Consider the following 14571-nt stretch of genomic DNA (forward strand, 5'->3'; position numbering starts at 1 on the left):
GGGGCAGGAAACACTGGAAAGGATGACCGCCCATGCGCCCCTCTGGCAGGAATTTAAGCGAATTGCGCCCGATTACAATCGAGACCGGCATCATGGGCCATGCCGAGGGCTCGTGCCTGATCAAGATGGGCGGGACGCATGTGCTGTGCGCCGCCAGCATCGAGGAAAGCCCGCCGCGCTGGCTGAAGGGAAGCGGCAAGGGCTGGGTGACGGCGGAATACGGTATGCTGCCGCGCGCCACCAATACCCGCAACCGCCGCGAGGCCGCCGTCGGCAAGCAGGGTGGCCGCACGGTCGAGATCCAGCGGCTGATCGGGCGCAGTCTGCGCGCGGGCGTTGACCTGCGGGCGCTGAACGAGCGGCAGATCACCGTCGATTGCGACGTGATCCAGGCCGACGGTGGCACCCGCTGCGCCTCGATCACCGGCGGCTGGGTGGCGCTGCGCATCGCCGTCAACAAGATGCTGAAGGCCGGGGTGCTGACCAGCGACCCGATCATCGACCACGTGGCCGCGATCTCCTGCGGCATTTATGCCGGGCAGCTGGTGGCCGATCTCGACTATGCCGAGGACAGCGAGGCCGGGACCGACGGCAATTTCGTCATGACCGGCGCTGGCCGGCTGATCGAGGTGCAGATGTCGGCCGAGGGCGCGACCTTCTCGCGCGACGAGATGGGCGGCTTGCTGGATCTGGCCGAGGCCGGCGTGGCCGGGCTGGTCGCTGCACAGAAAGCGGCTGTGGCATGAGGCGTTTCGAGGGCGAGACGCTGCTGGTCGCCACGCATAATGCCGGCAAGCTGGCCGAGATGCGGGCGCTGCTGGCGCCCTTGGGGATCACCGTCATCGGGGCGGCCGAGGCGGGACTGGGCGAGCCGGTCGAGACCGAGGACAATTTCATCGGCAATGCCCGGATCAAGGCACGCGCAGCGATCGAGGCCGCCGGCCTGCCCGTCCTCGCCGATGACAGCGGCATCAGCATCGACGCGCTGAATGGTGCGCCCGGCGTCTACACCGCCGATTGGGCCGAGACCGGCCAAGGCCGCGATTTCGGCATGGCGATGGAACGCGCCTGGCGCGAGCTCGAGGCGGTGAACGCCCCCCTGCCCCGCACGGCGCAATTCCGCTGCACGCTGGTGCTGATGTGGCCCGACGGCCATGACGAGGTGTTCGAGGGCGTCCTGCCCGGTCAGGTCGTCTGGCCGCCGCGCGGGGCCGAGGGCCATGGCTATGACCCGATCTTCATGCCGGAGGGGCATCAGATCACCCTGGGCGAGATGCCGGCGGAGCAGAAGAACTCGCTGAGCCACCGGGCGCGGGCCGTGGCGAAGATGATGGAGGGCAGTTTTGCCTGAAAAGCGCCTGGTTGAGGCCGCAACGGCGGGCGAGGATTGGCGTCAGGGCGGGTTCGGGCTTTATGTCCACTGGCCCTTCTGCGCCGCCAAGTGCCCCTATTGCGACTTCAACAGCCATGTCGCCGGCCAGATCGACCAGCGCCGTTGGGCCGACGCGCTGTCGGCCGAGATCGCACGGCTGGGGCAAGAGGTTCAGGGACCAGCGCGGCAGCTGGATAGCATCTTCCTTGGCGGCGGCACGCCCTCGCTGATGCTGCCCGAGACGGTGGATGCGGTCATCCGCGCCGCCCGCGCAGCCTGGGGATTTGCCAATGACATCGAGATCACGCTGGAAGCCAATCCGACCAGCGTCGAGCAGGGACGCTTTCGCGGCTTTGCCGATGCCGGGGTGAACCGCCTGTCCATGGGCGTGCAATCGCTGCGCGACGCCGACTTGCGACGGCTGGGACGGATGCATTCGGCGGCCGAGGCCCGGGCCGCATTCGACATAGCGCGGAACTGTTTTGGCCGTGTGAGCTTTGATCTGATCTATGCGCGGCAGGATCAGGGAATTGGGGACTGGCGCGCCGAACTGAACGAGGCGCTGAGCATGGCAGTGGATCACCTGTCGCTGTACCAACTGACGATCGAGCCGGGCACCGCATTTGGCGCAAGGCACGCGGCTGGCGGGCTGAAAGGCCTGCCGGATGATGATGTCTCTGCCGATATGTATCTGGAAACGCAGGATATTTGCGATGCTGCCGGCCTGCCCTGCTATGAGATTTCGAACCACGCCCGGCCGGGCTCGGAAAGCCGGCACAACCTGATCTACTGGCGCCAGGGCGATTGGGCCGCCGTCGGCCCCGGCGCGCATGGACGGCTGACGCTGCCCGGCGGTCGGGTGGCGACCGAGGCACATCGGCAGCCGGGGGCCTGGCTGGCGGCGGTCGAGGAGCGTGGCTCGGGCGAGAGTGAACGCGGCGATCTGGGGTCTGAGGACCAGGCGACGGAATACTTGCTGATGTCGATGAGGCTGGCCGAGGGGCTGTCGGCGGCACGCTATGAACAACTGGCCGGGCGCCCGCTGGACGCGGCGGCGCTGGAGCGACTGCAGGACTGGGGCATGGTCGCGGTTCGGGAGGACCAGGTGATGGCCACGCGGGCCGGGCGACCGGTGCTGAACGCCATCCTGCGCGAACTGGCGGTGAACTGAGATGCGGATGCTGTGGCTTGGCATCGGCTGGATCGGTGTGGGCCTGGGCGTCATCGGCCTTGCCCTACCCGTGGTGCCGACCGTGCCTTTCCTGCTGGTCGCGGCCTGGGCCTTCTCGCGCTCGTCGCCGCGGCTGCGGGAGAAGATCCGCAATCATCCGAAATACGGTCCCGCCGTGCGTGCCTGGCAGGAGCGCGGCGCGGTCTCGCGGCTGGCAAAGCTCTGGGCGGTAAGCGCCATGAGCTTCGGCGTGGGCCTGTCCTGGTGGCTGGGCATCGATCCGCGCCTGGTGCTGGCGCAGGCCGTCATCTGCACCAGCATTGCGGCCTACGTCGTCACGCGACCCACGGTCTGACCTGTCGAGCTGGCAGCGTCAGGCGCTGCCGCCGAGGACCTGGCAGAGCCGGTCGAGTTGATCCAGATCCTTGTAGGTCACAACAAGCTGCCCGCCATCGGCATTGGCGGCATGGTTGATCGCCACCCGCATCTTCAGATGCGCGGAAAGATCGGATTCGAGCACGCGGGTATCGGCATCCTTCTCGCCTGCCCGGCGATTGGCCGGCTTGGCGGCTGGCGGATTGATCAGGTCGCGCACCAGCTTCTCAGTTTCGCGGACCGACAACCCTCGCTCGATGACCCGGCGCGCGAGTTGCGCCGCATTGGGTGCCGGCACCAGCGCGCGGGCGTGGCCGGCACTCAGCTTGCCCTCTTTCAGCCAGATCTGCACCTGTTCCGGCAGGTTCAAAAGGCGCAGCAGGTTGGCGATGTGGCTGCGGCTTTTGTTCAGCGCCTCCGCCAGTTGCTCCTGCGTGTGACCGAAACGGTCCATCAGCTGCCGGAACGAAGCCGCCTCTTCGATGGCATTCAGGTCAGCACGCTGGATATTCTCGATCAGCGCAATCTCGAGCACCTCGGTATCGCTGAGATCGCGGATGATGACGGGCAATTCATGCAGCTGCGCCTGCTGCGCCGCGCGCCAGCGGCGTTCGCCGGCGACGATCTGGTAAAGACCCTCGTCGCGCGGATGCGGACGGACGATCAGCGGCTGCAGCACGCCGCGGGCCTTCAGCGATTGCGCCAGTTCCTGCAGCGCCTCGGGCTCGAAGCTGCGGCGCGGCTGATCGGGATTGGGCGAAATCTGCTCGATCGGGATCATGTTACGGTCAGTGCTGGCCGTGGGACGATTGGCCGCTTCCGTTGCCGGAACCAGGTCCACATCGGCCATCAGCGCCGACAAGCCGCGACCGAGGCCACGCTTTCCCAGTTTGGAATCAGCCATTTACAGCCTCCTTGGTCTCGATCTGCTTCAGCCGCCCGGCAAATTCCCGGGCAAATTCCCGATAGGCGATGCCGCCCTTGGAGCTTGGATCGTAATGCACCACCGGCTTGCCGAAAGACGGCGCCTCGGACACGCGGACATTGCGCGGAATGGTGGTGCGATAGACAAGATCGCCCAGAGTGGCGCGTGCATCGGCCTCGACCTGCTGAGAGAGATTGTTGCGGCTGTCGGCCATGGTCAGCAGCACGCCATTCACCCGCAGATCGGGGTTGGCGGTCTGGCGGATCTGGCGGACGGTCATCAGGAGTTGCGAGAGACCTTCGAGTGCATAGAACTCGGCCTGCAACGGCACCAGCACCGCATCAGCGGCGACCATGGCATTGACGGTCAGCAGGCCAAGCGCCGGCGGACAATCGATCAGCACCAGGTCGGCGCCGGCCTCGGCGCGCAGGCTGCGGCGCAGCAGCCGGGTGCGGTCGGCGCTGCGCGAGAAATCGATATCGGCCGAGGAGAGGTCGGGCGTCGAGGGGACAATGCGCAGGTTCTCGACATCGGTGTTCAGCGCGGCTGCAGCCAGCGTCGCCTGCCCCCCCAGAAGGTCATAGGACGTGATTTCGCGCCGGTCCGGGTCGATGCCGAGGCCGGTCGAGGCGTTTCCCTGCGGATCTAGATCGATGAGGATCGTGCGCTGCCCGGCATCGGCCAGCGCCGCACCGAGATTGATGGCCGAGGTCGTCTTACCCACCCCGCCCTTCTGGTTGGCAATTGCAATGATGATCGGTTCAGACATGGGAAATATCGCCTATCTCGAGAATCGCCGCGTTTTTATGGGTTTGGCTCGGATGCGCCACGTGGCGGAATCGCCATTGGGCTTGGGCGTCGCGCAGTTCGTCCTGCCAGTTCTCGCCCTTCATCAGCCAAGCCGTCCCGCCCTGTTTCAGGTGTCGATCCACATATGACATGAGGAGCGGCAGCGGGGCAAGCGCACGGGCGCTGACAATATCGGCAGCGGCAGGAATGAGCGATTCTATGCGCGCCGCGTGGATGGTGACGCGGCCCAGTCCCAGTTCGCGGATGCAGGTTCTGAGGAAGGTGGCCTTGCGCTGATCGCTTTCGACCAGATGGAAGTCAACCGGCTGATCGGCATAGTGGATCGCCGCGACCAGTCCCGGGAGCCCTCCCCCACTGCCGAGGTCGACCCATTTTCCTATCGCAGGGCCGACCAACACCGCGAGCTGCGCGCTATCGCGGATATGGCGATCGGAAATGTCCTGCAGCGTCGACCTGGCGACGAGGTTGATGCGCGGATTCCATTTTTCGATCAGCCGGGCATAGTCGTGCAGCCGTTCCGATGTTTCACGTGAAACATCGCTCATCCCGCGCGCTTCCGGGCGAGGTTGTGGGTTGTCGCCAGGATCAGCGTCAGCGCTGCCGGGGTCATCCCCTCGAGCCGCGAGGCTTCGGCCAGACTGCGCGGACGCTGAGCCGTCAACTTTCGCTGAAGCTCGGAGGACAGGCCCGAGAGATTGGCATAATCGAGGTCAGCCGGCAGCAGGATCTGCTCCTCGGCCTTCAGCATGGCGGCATCGCGCGCCTGGCGGTCGGTGTACTGGTGATAAATGGCATCATTGCGCAGCTGCTCGATGATCGAAGGCGGATATGCAGACAGTTCAGGTGCGAGGCCCAGCATCGCCGCGTCGTCGAGATCGACATAGGACATCAGGTCAAAGACCGACCGCGCTTGCCCGTCCTGGCGCACCGAAATGCCGCGCTTTACGAGTTCACTCGGCGAAAAGCGTGCGTTCTCGGCTATGATGCGGGCGGCAGCGTACTTCTCCATCTTCTCGGCGAACTGCGCCTGCCGTTCCGCACCGACGCAGCCCAGCTTGACCCCGAGTGGTGTCAGTCGCTGATCGGCATTGTCGGCCCGCAGCGTCAGCCGGAATTCGGCCCGCGAGGTGAACATGCGATAGGGTTCGGTGACGCCGCGCGTCGTCAGGTCGTCGATCATCACGCCGATATAGCTGTCGGTCCGGCTGAAGATAATCGGCTCGCGCCCCAATGCCGCCGCTGCCGCGTTCAGCCCGGCGACCAGGCCCTGTGCCCCCGCCTCTTCGTACCCGGTCGTGCCATTGATCTGACCGGCGAGATAGAGACCCTTGATGGTCGACACCTGCAGGGTCGGCTCCAGCGCGCGCGGGTCGATATAGTCGTATTCCACCGCGTAGCCAGGCTGGAGAATAACAACGTTTTCAAGGCCTTTGATCGTGCGAACATAGGCCTCCTGCACGTCGCGCGGCAGCGAAGTCGAGATGCCGTTCGGATAGACGGTCGGATCGGCCAGCCCCTCCGGCTCGAGAAAGACCTGGTGCGAGGTCTTGTCGGCAAAGCGCGTCACCTTGTCCTCGATCGAGGGGCAGTAGCGCGGCCCGACACCATGAATGCGCCCGCCATACATGGCGGAACGGCCCAGGTTGTCCTGGATGATCTGGTGCGTCCGCTCGTTGGTGTGCGTGATGCCGCAGGAGATCTGGGTCAGTGCCGGTTCGTGGCTGAGATCCGAGAACAGTTCCGGCTCGTCATCGCCGGGCTGGCTCTCCAGCACCGACCAGTCAATGGTCCGACCATCGAGGCGCGGGGGCGTGCCGGTCTTCAGCCGCCCGCGCGGAAGATCCAGCTCGGCCAGTGACGCAGCAAGGCCATAGGAGGCCTCGTCACCCCAACGGCCGGCCTTGTGGGTCTCATCACCGATATGGATCAGCCCATTGAGAAAGGTGCCGGTGGTCAGAACGACGGAAGCCGCGCGGAGCTCGGTGCCGTCGGCCAGCGCCACGCCCCGGATCGTCTGTCCGTCGCGGACGAACGACATGACTTCGCCGAACAGCAGCTCCAGCCCGGAAATTCCATCAAGGTGGGCCCGTGCCTCGCGGCGATAGGCGGCTCGGTCCATTTGTGCCCGAGGCCCACGGACAGCCGGGCCCTTGCGACGGTTCAGCAGCCGAAACTGGATGCCCGCACGGTCGGCGATCCGGCCCATGCAACCGTCGAGTGCGTCGATCTCGCGGACCAGGTGGCCCTTGCCGAGCCCGCCAATGGCCGGATTGCAGGACAGCGTGCCGACATCGCTTTCCTGCATGGTCACCAGCGCGGTGCTGGCCCCCATGCGCGCGGCGGCCGCAGCAGCTTCGGTGCCGGCATGACCGCCGCCAATGACGATGACATCATAATGTTTCACGTGAAACATCCCTATTTTCCGATACAGAAGGACGAGAAGATCACGTCCAGATAATCTTCGGCGCCGAGGCGCCCGACCAGTCGTTCCAGCGATAATGCCGTCTGACGGATGGATTCGGCAAGCAGTTCCGGCTGCGCCCGCGACCCGTCCAGCGCCCGCAAGGCATCACGCAACGCATCGGCCTGACGCCGATGGCTGACGATCCCCGCATCTGCGACGCGCCCCGACAGGGCCTCAAAGATCGATTGCAGCAAGGCCTCAACGCCCTCGCCCGTCACCGCAGACAGATCGCCCTGCCCTTCCGAAAGGTCCGCCTTCGACCAGAGCGTCAGATCGCCGTCACGAAACAGCGTCAGATCGTGCTCGCCGCTCTCCGACAGGAAGATCCGCAGATCCGCCGCCTCGGCCCGCATCCGCGCCCGATCCACGCCAACCGCCTCGATCTGGTCCTCGGTTTCGCGCAAACCCGCCGTATCCAGGAAGGTCACGGCAAACCCGCGCAGGTCCATGCGCAGCTCGATGATGTCCCGAGTCGTTCCCGGAATCGCCGAGACGATGGCCACCTCGCGCCGCGCCAGCCGATTGATCAGGCTGGATTTACCCGAGTTCGGCGGCCCGACCACGGCAATCTCGAAACCCTCCCGCAGCCGCTCGCTGGCCGGATAGCCGTTCAGCTCGCGCTCGATCTCGCCGTGCAAGCGCTCGAGCAGGTCAAAGGCTTCCGCCGGAACTTCCTCCGGCACCTCCTCATCGGCAAAGTCGATGCTGGCCTCGACCAGCGCCCCGGAGCGGATCAGCATCTCGCGCCAGCCTTCGACGATCCGCGCAATCTCGCCACCGGCTGCCCGCATCGCCTGCCGCCGCTGCGACTCCGTCTCGGCGGCCAGAAGATCCGACAGGCCCTCGACCTCGGCCAGGTCCAGTCGGCCATTCAGGAAGGCGCGCCGGGTGAATTCGCCGGCCTCTGCCTCGCGCAGCCCGCCATCGCGCAAAGCCGCCATCACCCGCCGCGTCACCACCGGCGCGCCGTGCAATTGCAGTTCGGCAACTTCCTCGCCGGTAAAACTGCGCCCAGATTCGAACCACAGGACCAGTGCCTGGTCCAGAACCTCGTCCCCGTCGCGCAGATTGCGGAACTCGGCTCGCCGCGCCACCGGTAACGGCCCGGCCAGCCGCTCGGCCGCCCCCCGCGCCCCGGGGCCGCTGATCCTCAAAACGGAAACGCCACCCCGGCCGGGCGGCGTTGCTTCTGCAAAGATCGTGTCCATGGCAGTCCGGTCGGTTCCCCGTAAGACCTTCCCCGTCAGGCGTTCATCGAATCGAAGAACTCGCTGTTGGTCTTGGTCTGCTTCAGCTTCGAGATCAGGAACTCGATCGCATCGGTCGTGCCCATCGGGTTCAGGATGCGGCGCAGCAGGTAAGTCTTCTGCAAGTCTTTGGAATCAACCAGCAATTCTTCCTTCCGCGTACCCGATTTCAGGATATCCATGGCCGGGAAGACGCGCTTGTCGGCGACCTTGCGGTCCAGCACGATCTCGCTGTTGCCGGTGCCCTTGAACTCCTCGAAAATCACCTCGTCCATGCGTGAACCGGTATCGATCAGCGCGGTGGCGATGATGGTCAGCGATCCGCCCTCCTCTATGTTCCGCGCGGCCCCGAAGAAGCGCTTGGGGCGCTGCAGGGCGTTCGCATCCACACCGCCGGTCAGCACCTTGCCCGAGGACGGGACAGTGGTGTTGAAGGCCCGGCCAAGGCGGGTGATCGAGTCGAGCAGGATGACCACATCGCGCTTGTGTTCGACCAGGCGTTTGGCCTTCTCGATCACCATCTCGCTGACGGCAACGTGCCGGGTGGCCGGCTCGTCGAAGGTCGAGGAAATCACCTCGCCCTTCACGCTGCGCTGCATGTCGGTCACTTCTTCCGGGCGTTCATCGATCAGCAGCACGATCAGGTAGCATTCGGGATGATTCTTCTCGATCGAATGCGCGATATTCTGCAGCAGAACGGTCTTACCCGTGCGCGGCGGCGCCACGATCAGCGAGCGCTGGCCCTTGCCGATCGGTGCAACCAGGTCGATGATCCGGGCCGAGCGATCCTTGATCGTCGGGTCCTCGATCTCCATCTTCAGCCGCTCATTCGGATAAAGCGGCGTCAGGTTATCGAAGGCAACCTTGTGGCGGGCCTTCTCGGGATCCTCGAAATTGATCCGCTCGACCTTGGTCAGGGCGAAATAGCGTTCATTCTCGCCGGGCGCGCGGATGACACCCTCAACCGTGTCGCCGGTGCGCAGGCTGTGCTGGCGGATCATGTCGGGGCTGACATAGATATCGTCGGGACCGGGCAGATAGTTGGCGCCGGTCGAGCGCAGGAAGCCAAAGCCGTCCTGCACGACCTCCAGCACCCCGTCACCGCCGATGTCCCAGCCATCCTCGGCATGTTCTTTCAACAGCGAGAACATCATCTCGCCCTTGCGCATGGTCGAGGCGTTCTCGATCTCCCATTCCTCGGCCATGGCCAGCAGGTCAGCCGGGCTCTTGGCCTTCAGGTCGGACAGGTTCAAGCGTTCTTCGTTCATCATTCGGACCAATATGGCACGTCCCGCCCATCAGGATCGGTCATGCATCAATGTATGGAAATCCCCGTACCGGACGGCCGGGCTTGGCAGCGCAGATAGGTGAGCCGGGTCGAAAAGTCAACCGCTCAGAACTTGACGATCACCGAGACGACGATCAGCGCCATCAGCAGCGTCGGCACCTCGTTCATCAGCCGATAGCGGCGTCCGCCAAGGGACTGACCATTTCTCAGCAGCTTGCGCTGCCGTCCCAGCCAGTGATGGAACCAGGTCATCGCCAGCACCGCCGCCGCCTTCACCCAGGGCCAGGCATAGCCCCAGTCGACAATTCCGGGGGTGAAGACGAGGCACAGGCCCGCGACCCAGGTCACGATCATCGCCGGGTTCATGATCAGCCGCAGCAGTTTCTGCTCCATCATCACGAAACTGCTGCCCGGCTCACCTTCGGTCATGCCGCGTTCGGCATGATAAACAAAGAGGCGTGGCAGGTAGAACAGACCCGCCATCCAGGAAATCACCGCCATGACATGCAGGGATTTGATCCAGGGATAGAAAGTACTCAACAGCTCGGTCATCGCGCCACCTTTCGACATCGGCCCTCTAACATAAAGAAAGAAAGAAAAGGAATGATGATGTTGTAGGGCCAGTGGATAGTCTGGACAGGAGGACTCCAGACCATTTCATCCACAAGACGGCGTTCTGAGGCAGATCTCGGACGCGGCTGTTGATAACGCGAAATCACCCCTGAATCCAAATTCTTGCGACGGGAAAGCCTTGTGGAGAATCTCTGAATGACTCGGCTTGTCCACATCATCCCCAGCGCACCGAGAGATTTCATCTTCCTGTGGATTAGGTCCGCGCGTTCACCTTTGGTCCCGCCCCTTTTTCCACAGCCCGCCGCGACAGGAGAAAAATCCCAAGCCCAGACCATTCTCCGTCCACAGACTTATCCACAGGTTCGCCCGTCACGGTAAAGGCTTCACGGAAATGCGAGTTTTCGCTTTCGCCACGGGTGAATGCCGCTTACCTTCACCGCCAGACCCAGCTGCCAGGACCCATCGCGCAAGCATGACCGAGACATCTTCCGCGGCGCCGATCGCCAATGTCCCGCTTTCGGGCGTGATCGGGATGCCCATCGCCCATTCCAAATCACCGCGCCTCCACCGCCACTGGCTGGATCGCTATGGCATTGCCGGTCACTACGTCCCGATGCCGGTCATGCCCGAGCATCTGGCCGAGGTGCTGCGCATCCTGCCCTATGCCGGCTTCGTCGGGCTGAACGTCACGATCCCGCATAAAGAGGCCGTGCTGACGCTGGCCGACGTGGTTACGGATCGCGCGGCGCTGATCGGCGCGGCGAATACGCTGATCTTCCGCCCCGACGGCAAGATCCATGCCGACAATACCGACGGTTACGGTTTCATTGCCAACCTGCGCCAGAACCTGCCCGACTGGCAGGCCGATGCAGGCCCCGCCGCCGTCATCGGCGCGGGTGGCGCGGCCCGCGCGGTGGTGGCCTCGCTTCTCGACAGCGGCGTGCAGGAATTGCGTATCTCGAACCGCACGCGCATCCGGGCCGAGCAGATCAAGGCGGAATTCGGGGCTCGCGTCGTCGTCTATGACTGGGCGCAGGTCGGCAATATGCTGGACGGCGCGGCTACGGTGGTCAATTCCACCTCGCTTGGCATGACCGGCAAGCAGCCTTTCCGGGTGCCGCTGGATGCGCTGTCGCCCGATGCGGTGGCGACCGATCTGGTCTATACGCCGCTGATGACGCCGTTTTTGACCGAGGCGCAGCAGCGCGGATGCCGCGTTGTCGACGGGCTCGGGATGCTGCTGCACCAGGCCGCACCGGGCTTTGAACGCTGGTTCGGCCAGCGCCCCGAAGTCGATGCCGCCACCCGCGCTGCCGTCCTCGGATGAGCTTCCGTCTCGGCCTCACCGGCAGCATCGGCATGGGCAAGTCCACCACGGCGCAGATGTTCCGCGATCTGGGCCACCCGGTCTGGGATGCCGATGCGGCGGTGCACCGGCTCTATGCGGCGGGTGGCGCGCCGCTGGAGCAGGCTTTTCCCGGCGCGGTTAGGGATGGTGCTGTCGACCGCGCCCGGCTCAAGGCACTTCTTGCGCAGGATGAAACCGGCTTCGCCCGGCTCGAGCGCATCGTTCATCCGCTGGTCGCCGCCGACCGCGCCGATTTCATCCGCCAGCACCGTAACGCCCCGATCGTCGTTCTCGACATTCCGCTGCTTTTCGAGACCGGGGGCGAAAAGGGCGTGGATGGCATCGCCGTGGTCTCGGCGGGCGCCGAGTTGCAGCGCCAGCGGGTGCTGGCCCGCCCCGGCATGACCGAGCAGAGTTTTGCCATGATCCTTGACCGGCAGATGCCGGATGCGGAAAAGAGGGCGCGGGCGGACTGGGTGATCCCGACCGAGACGCTCGAGGGCGCAAGGGCCGCCGTGGACCGGATCTGCAAGGACATACTGAGCAATGCGTGAGATCGTTCTGGATACGGAAACCACCGGCTTCGAGGCCGAACAAGGCGACCGCATCGTCGAGATTGGCGCCATCGAGCTGGTGAACCACCTGCCGACCGGGCGGACCTTTCACGAGTATATCGACCCCGAACGCTCGATGCCGAAAGAAGCCTTCGACGTTCACGGGCTTGGCGACGACTTTCTGCGCGGCAAACCGAAATTCGCCGAGATCGCGCAGAAATTCATCGGCTTCATCGGCGAGGATGCCAAGCTGGTCATCCATAACGCCAAGTTCGACATGAAATTCCTCAATGCCGAGCTGAAGCGTGCCGGTCACGCCCCCCTGCCCTGGTCGCGGGCGCTCGATACGGTTGGCCTTGCGCGTGAGAAATTCCCCGGCTCTCCGGCATCGCTCGATGCCCTCTGCCGCCGCTTCGGCATCGACAACTCGAACCGCACGCTGCACGGGGCGCTGCTGGACAGCGAACTGCTGGCCGAGGTCTACCTGGAACTGATCGGCGGCCGGCAGCCCGACCTGATCCTTGGCGGGCCGACCGTGTCGCAGGACAGAACCGATGCCACGCAGCAGACCGGTGCGCAGCGCCCCCGCCCGCAGCCGTTGCCCTCGCGCCTGACCGAGGACGAGGCCGCCGCACACGCGGAGTTCGTCACCAAGCTGGGCGCCGATGCCCTGTGGCTGCGCTTCGGATGAGGGTCTCACGCGCCCCGGAGCGCCCATGCTGAGCTTTTTCGGCGACGCATGGGCCTTCCTCTCTGCTGTGATGATCCGCATGGACAAGATCCACATGGGTCTGATCGCGGCCGGCGTTGCCTTCTATGCCATGTTCGCGGTCTTTCCCGGCCTTGCGGCCATCATCGCGCTGTGGAGCCTGTGGTTCGATCCGGCGGTGATCAACGAATACCTGCGTGTCGCGCATGAGTTCATCCCCGACAGCGCGCAGGACATCCTTGATAGCCAGATCAACTCGCTGCTCTCGGGCGGGCGCACCAGCATTGGCTGGGCCTCGATCCTGTCCTTCCTCGTCGCCACCATCGCCGCCCGCGCAGGGGTCGATGCGCTGGTGCGCGGGCTGAACGCCGCCTACGGCGTCCGCTCGCATTCGACCATCTTCGGCTTCCTTCTGGCCTATGTGCTGACCCTGGCCATCGTCGGGATCGTGCTGATGGGGCTGGCCATGATCGTCATCCTGCCGATCATCATCAATTTCATGACCTTCGGCCCGCTTCGGTCCTGGCTGGTCTCGGCCCTGCCCTGGGTGGCGATGTTCGTCATCGTGATCATGGGGATCGGTATTCTCTACCGCTACGGCCCCAACGTGAAATCGCCGCGCACGCCGATCTTCACCTGGGGGGCGCTGGTGGCGGCCCTGGTCTGGGCCGCCGCTTCGATCGGCTTTTCCGCCTATCTCAGCAGCTTCAACAGCTATAACCGCATCTACGGCTCGATCGGCGCGGTGATCGCGCTGTTGATGTGGTTCTACCTGGCCGGCTTCTCGGTGCTTCTGGGCGCGCTGATCAATGTCGAGATCGCCCGCCGCCGCCGCGTCGCCGCTGCGCGGCAGGCGCGTCAGTCCTGACGCGCCGATTGTCGTTATGAAGGTTCGCCGATGGCGAAGCCGTCAGGCGTCCAGCCCCTCGGTCGACGAGAAGAACATCGCCTGCGACACCGCCGAACGCACCTGTTCCTCGGAATAGGGCTTCGAGATCAGGAAGGCCGGTTCGGGCCGGTCGCCGGTCAGGAGGCGCTCGGGGAAGGCGGTGATGAAGATCACCGGCAGATCGCCCAATTCGCCCAGCAATTCGTTCACTGCATCGATGCCCGAGGAGCCATCGGCCAGCTGGATATCGGCCAGGATCAGGTCGGGACGCTTGTTCCGGCCGAGATCGACGGCGGCGCTGTGGGTGCGGGCCACGCCCGTCACCTCATGCCCCATGGCCTGGACGATGCCCTTCAGGTCCATGGCGATGATGGTTTCGTCCTCGATCACCATGACCCGGCCGCGCAGCGCGCTGCCCATCTCGTTCAGGGCGATCTGGATCAGTTCCTCGGCCTCGTCCTGCGAGATCTGCATCACCTCGGCGATCTGGTCGTAACGCAGTTCCTCGATGGTGCGCAGCAGCAGCGCCTCGCGCGAATTCGGCGTCAGCGACTGCAGATGCGCTTGCGCGCGGGCCTCGCGGGCCGTGACCTCACCCTGCTCGACGGGCTGGCCCGAGCTTTGCCAGATGGCGTGGAAGGTCTTGAACAGCCCGATCCGGATGTCGCTCGCACCCTCGATCAGCGAGCGGTCGGACAGGATCGCCTCCAGCGTCGCCGCGGCATAGTTGTCGCCAGCAGATTGCGTGCCTGTCAGCGCCCGGGCATAGCGCCGCAGGAACGGCAGTTCGCGACCGATGGATTGCGCAAGATCGACGGATGGCATAGGTGTACTACCTCAAAAAAA

At 64.8% G+C, this 14571-nt stretch carries 16 protein-coding genes; 8 read left to right on the forward strand and 8 right to left on the reverse strand.

The features are described 5' to 3' along the window. Positions 1 to 32: 32 nt before the first annotated feature. From rph to Q1A36_RS08375, 4 genes are read left to right on the forward strand one after another with little or no spacing between them, the layout of a single operon-like run. On the forward strand, positions 33 to 746 hold the full coding sequence (gene rph / locus Q1A36_RS08360; RefSeq protein WP_101753125.1) for a ribonuclease PH: 714 nt from the start codon (positions 33 to 35) through the stop codon (positions 744 to 746). Next, positions 743 to 1351 carry an RdgB/HAM1 family non-canonical purine NTP pyrophosphatase gene (rdgB, locus tag Q1A36_RS08365; protein WP_299841968.1) on the forward strand — a complete coding sequence of 203 codons (609 nt, stop codon included), beginning with the start codon at positions 743 to 745 and terminating at the stop codon, positions 1349 to 1351. The genes rph and rdgB overlap by 4 nt, the downstream gene beginning before the upstream one ends. Next, complete coding sequence (gene hemW, locus Q1A36_RS08370; RefSeq protein WP_299841971.1) at positions 1344 to 2543, forward strand: radical SAM family heme chaperone HemW; 1200 nt, start codon at positions 1344 to 1346, stop codon at positions 2541 to 2543. Before rdgB ends, hemW begins: the two co-directional genes overlap by 8 nt. Before the next feature lie 7 nt (positions 2544 to 2550). Then, entirely contained in the window at positions 2551 to 2898 is a 348-nt protein-coding gene (locus Q1A36_RS08375) for a YbaN family protein (protein ID WP_299841974.1), read from the forward strand. Between the two features lie 18 nt (positions 2899 to 2916). Here the strand turns inward: Q1A36_RS08375 and Q1A36_RS08380 are convergent, their stop codons facing one another. The 7 genes from Q1A36_RS08380 to Q1A36_RS08410 all read right to left on the reverse strand — a co-directional run bounded on the left by Q1A36_RS08380 (position 2917) and on the right by Q1A36_RS08410 (position 10204). Continuing rightward, a complete protein-coding gene (locus Q1A36_RS08380; RefSeq protein ID WP_299841977.1) occupies positions 2917 to 3822 on the reverse strand; it encodes a ParB/RepB/Spo0J family partition protein in 906 nt (301 codons plus the stop codon). Beyond that, on the reverse strand, positions 3815 to 4612 hold the full coding sequence (locus Q1A36_RS08385) for a ParA family protein (RefSeq protein ID WP_299841980.1): 798 nt from the start codon (positions 4610 to 4612) through the stop codon (positions 3815 to 3817). The genes Q1A36_RS08380 and Q1A36_RS08385 overlap by 8 nt, the downstream gene beginning before the upstream one ends. Further along, entirely contained in the window at positions 4605 to 5198 is a 594-nt protein-coding gene (gene rsmG / locus Q1A36_RS08390; protein WP_299841983.1) for a 16S rRNA (guanine(527)-N(7))-methyltransferase RsmG, read from the reverse strand. The genes Q1A36_RS08385 and rsmG overlap by 8 nt, the downstream gene beginning before the upstream one ends. Next, a complete protein-coding gene (mnmG, locus tag Q1A36_RS08395) occupies positions 5195 to 7066 on the reverse strand; it encodes a tRNA uridine-5-carboxymethylaminomethyl(34) synthesis enzyme MnmG (protein WP_299841986.1) in 1872 nt (623 codons plus the stop codon). The genes rsmG and mnmG overlap by 4 nt, the downstream gene beginning before the upstream one ends. A 2-nt stretch (positions 7067 to 7068) precedes the next feature. Next, on the reverse strand, positions 7069 to 8325 hold the full coding sequence (gene mnmE / locus Q1A36_RS08400; protein ID WP_299841989.1) for a tRNA uridine-5-carboxymethylaminomethyl(34) synthesis GTPase MnmE: 1257 nt from the start codon (positions 8323 to 8325) through the stop codon (positions 7069 to 7071). A gap of 35 nt (positions 8326 to 8360) precedes the next feature. Further along, positions 8361 to 9632, reverse strand: a complete 1272-nt coding sequence (gene rho / locus Q1A36_RS08405) for a transcription termination factor Rho (RefSeq protein WP_101754340.1) — start codon at positions 9630 to 9632, stop codon at positions 8361 to 8363. A 125-nt stretch (positions 9633 to 9757) separates the two neighbouring features. Continuing rightward, positions 9758 to 10204, reverse strand: a complete 447-nt coding sequence (locus Q1A36_RS08410; protein WP_299841993.1) for a CopD family protein — start codon at positions 10202 to 10204, stop codon at positions 9758 to 9760. Positions 10205 to 10697: 493 nt separating this feature from the next. Between Q1A36_RS08410 and Q1A36_RS08415 the strand changes: the two genes are divergently transcribed. The 4 genes from Q1A36_RS08415 to Q1A36_RS08430 are packed head-to-tail and all read left to right on the forward strand — an operon-like array spanning position 10698 to position 13704. After that, positions 10698 to 11552, forward strand: coding sequence for a shikimate dehydrogenase (locus Q1A36_RS08415; RefSeq protein ID WP_299841996.1), 855 nt, complete (start codon positions 10698 to 10700; stop codon positions 11550 to 11552). Continuing rightward, positions 11549 to 12127, forward strand: coding sequence for a dephospho-CoA kinase (gene coaE, locus Q1A36_RS08420; RefSeq protein ID WP_299841999.1), 579 nt, complete (start codon positions 11549 to 11551; stop codon positions 12125 to 12127). Before Q1A36_RS08415 ends, coaE begins: the two co-directional genes overlap by 4 nt. Next, positions 12120 to 12818, forward strand: coding sequence for a DNA polymerase III subunit epsilon (gene dnaQ / locus Q1A36_RS08425; RefSeq protein ID WP_299842002.1), 699 nt, complete (start codon positions 12120 to 12122; stop codon positions 12816 to 12818). The genes coaE and dnaQ overlap by 8 nt, the downstream gene beginning before the upstream one ends. Before the next feature lie 25 nt (positions 12819 to 12843). Next, the gene (locus Q1A36_RS08430; RefSeq protein ID WP_299842005.1) at positions 12844 to 13704 is read left to right on the forward strand and encodes a YihY/virulence factor BrkB family protein; all 861 of its coding nucleotides are present in this window, start codon (positions 12844 to 12846) and stop codon (positions 13702 to 13704) included. A gap of 42 nt (positions 13705 to 13746) precedes the next feature. Here the strand turns inward: Q1A36_RS08430 and Q1A36_RS08435 are convergent, their stop codons facing one another. Next, positions 13747 to 14550, reverse strand: a complete 804-nt coding sequence (locus Q1A36_RS08435) for a response regulator (RefSeq protein WP_299842008.1) — start codon at positions 14548 to 14550, stop codon at positions 13747 to 13749. Between the last annotated feature and the right edge of the window lie 21 nt (positions 14551 to 14571).

Source organism: uncultured Paracoccus sp. (assembly GCF_947487305.1).
In the GTDB taxonomy this organism is placed as follows: domain Bacteria; phylum Pseudomonadota; class Alphaproteobacteria; order Rhodobacterales; family Rhodobacteraceae; genus Paracoccus.

Excerpts from the sequence above, each read along its gene's own strand:
- rph (WP_101753125.1), top strand. The coding sequence starts at position 33 with ATGCGCCCCTCTGGCAGGAATTTAAGCGAATTGCGCCCGATTACAATC.
- rdgB (WP_299841968.1), top strand. The coding sequence starts at position 743 with ATGAGGCGTTTCGAGGGCGAGACGCTGCTGGTCGCCACGCATAATGCC.
- Q1A36_RS08375 (WP_299841974.1), top strand. The coding sequence starts at position 2,551 with ATGCTGTGGCTTGGCATCGGCTGGATCGGTGTGGGCCTGGGCGTCATC.
- Q1A36_RS08380 (WP_299841977.1), bottom strand. The coding sequence starts at position 3,822 with ATGGCTGATTCCAAACTGGGAAAGCGTGGCCTCGGTCGCGGCTTGTCG.
- Q1A36_RS08385 (WP_299841980.1), bottom strand. The coding sequence starts at position 4,612 with ATGTCTGAACCGATCATCATTGCAATTGCCAACCAGAAGGGCGGGGTG.
- rsmG (WP_299841983.1), bottom strand. The coding sequence starts at position 5,198 with ATGAGCGATGTTTCACGTGAAACATCGGAACGGCTGCACGACTATGCC.
- mnmG (WP_299841986.1), bottom strand. The coding sequence starts at position 7,066 with ATGTTTCACGTGAAACATTATGATGTCATCGTCATTGGCGGCGGTCAT.
- mnmE (WP_299841989.1), bottom strand. The coding sequence starts at position 8,325 with ATGGACACGATCTTTGCAGAAGCAACGCCGCCCGGCCGGGGTGGCGTT.
- rho (WP_101754340.1), bottom strand. The coding sequence starts at position 9,632 with ATGAACGAAGAACGCTTGAACCTGTCCGACCTGAAGGCCAAGAGCCCG.
- Q1A36_RS08410 (WP_299841993.1), bottom strand. The coding sequence starts at position 10,204 with ATGACCGAGCTGTTGAGTACTTTCTATCCCTGGATCAAATCCCTGCAT.
- Q1A36_RS08415 (WP_299841996.1), top strand. The coding sequence starts at position 10,698 with ATGACCGAGACATCTTCCGCGGCGCCGATCGCCAATGTCCCGCTTTCG.
- coaE (WP_299841999.1), top strand. The coding sequence starts at position 11,549 with ATGAGCTTCCGTCTCGGCCTCACCGGCAGCATCGGCATGGGCAAGTCC.
- dnaQ (WP_299842002.1), top strand. The coding sequence starts at position 12,120 with ATGCGTGAGATCGTTCTGGATACGGAAACCACCGGCTTCGAGGCCGAA.
- Q1A36_RS08430 (WP_299842005.1), top strand. The coding sequence starts at position 12,844 with ATGCTGAGCTTTTTCGGCGACGCATGGGCCTTCCTCTCTGCTGTGATG.
- Q1A36_RS08435 (WP_299842008.1), bottom strand. The coding sequence starts at position 14,550 with ATGCCATCCGTCGATCTTGCGCAATCCATCGGTCGCGAACTGCCGTTC.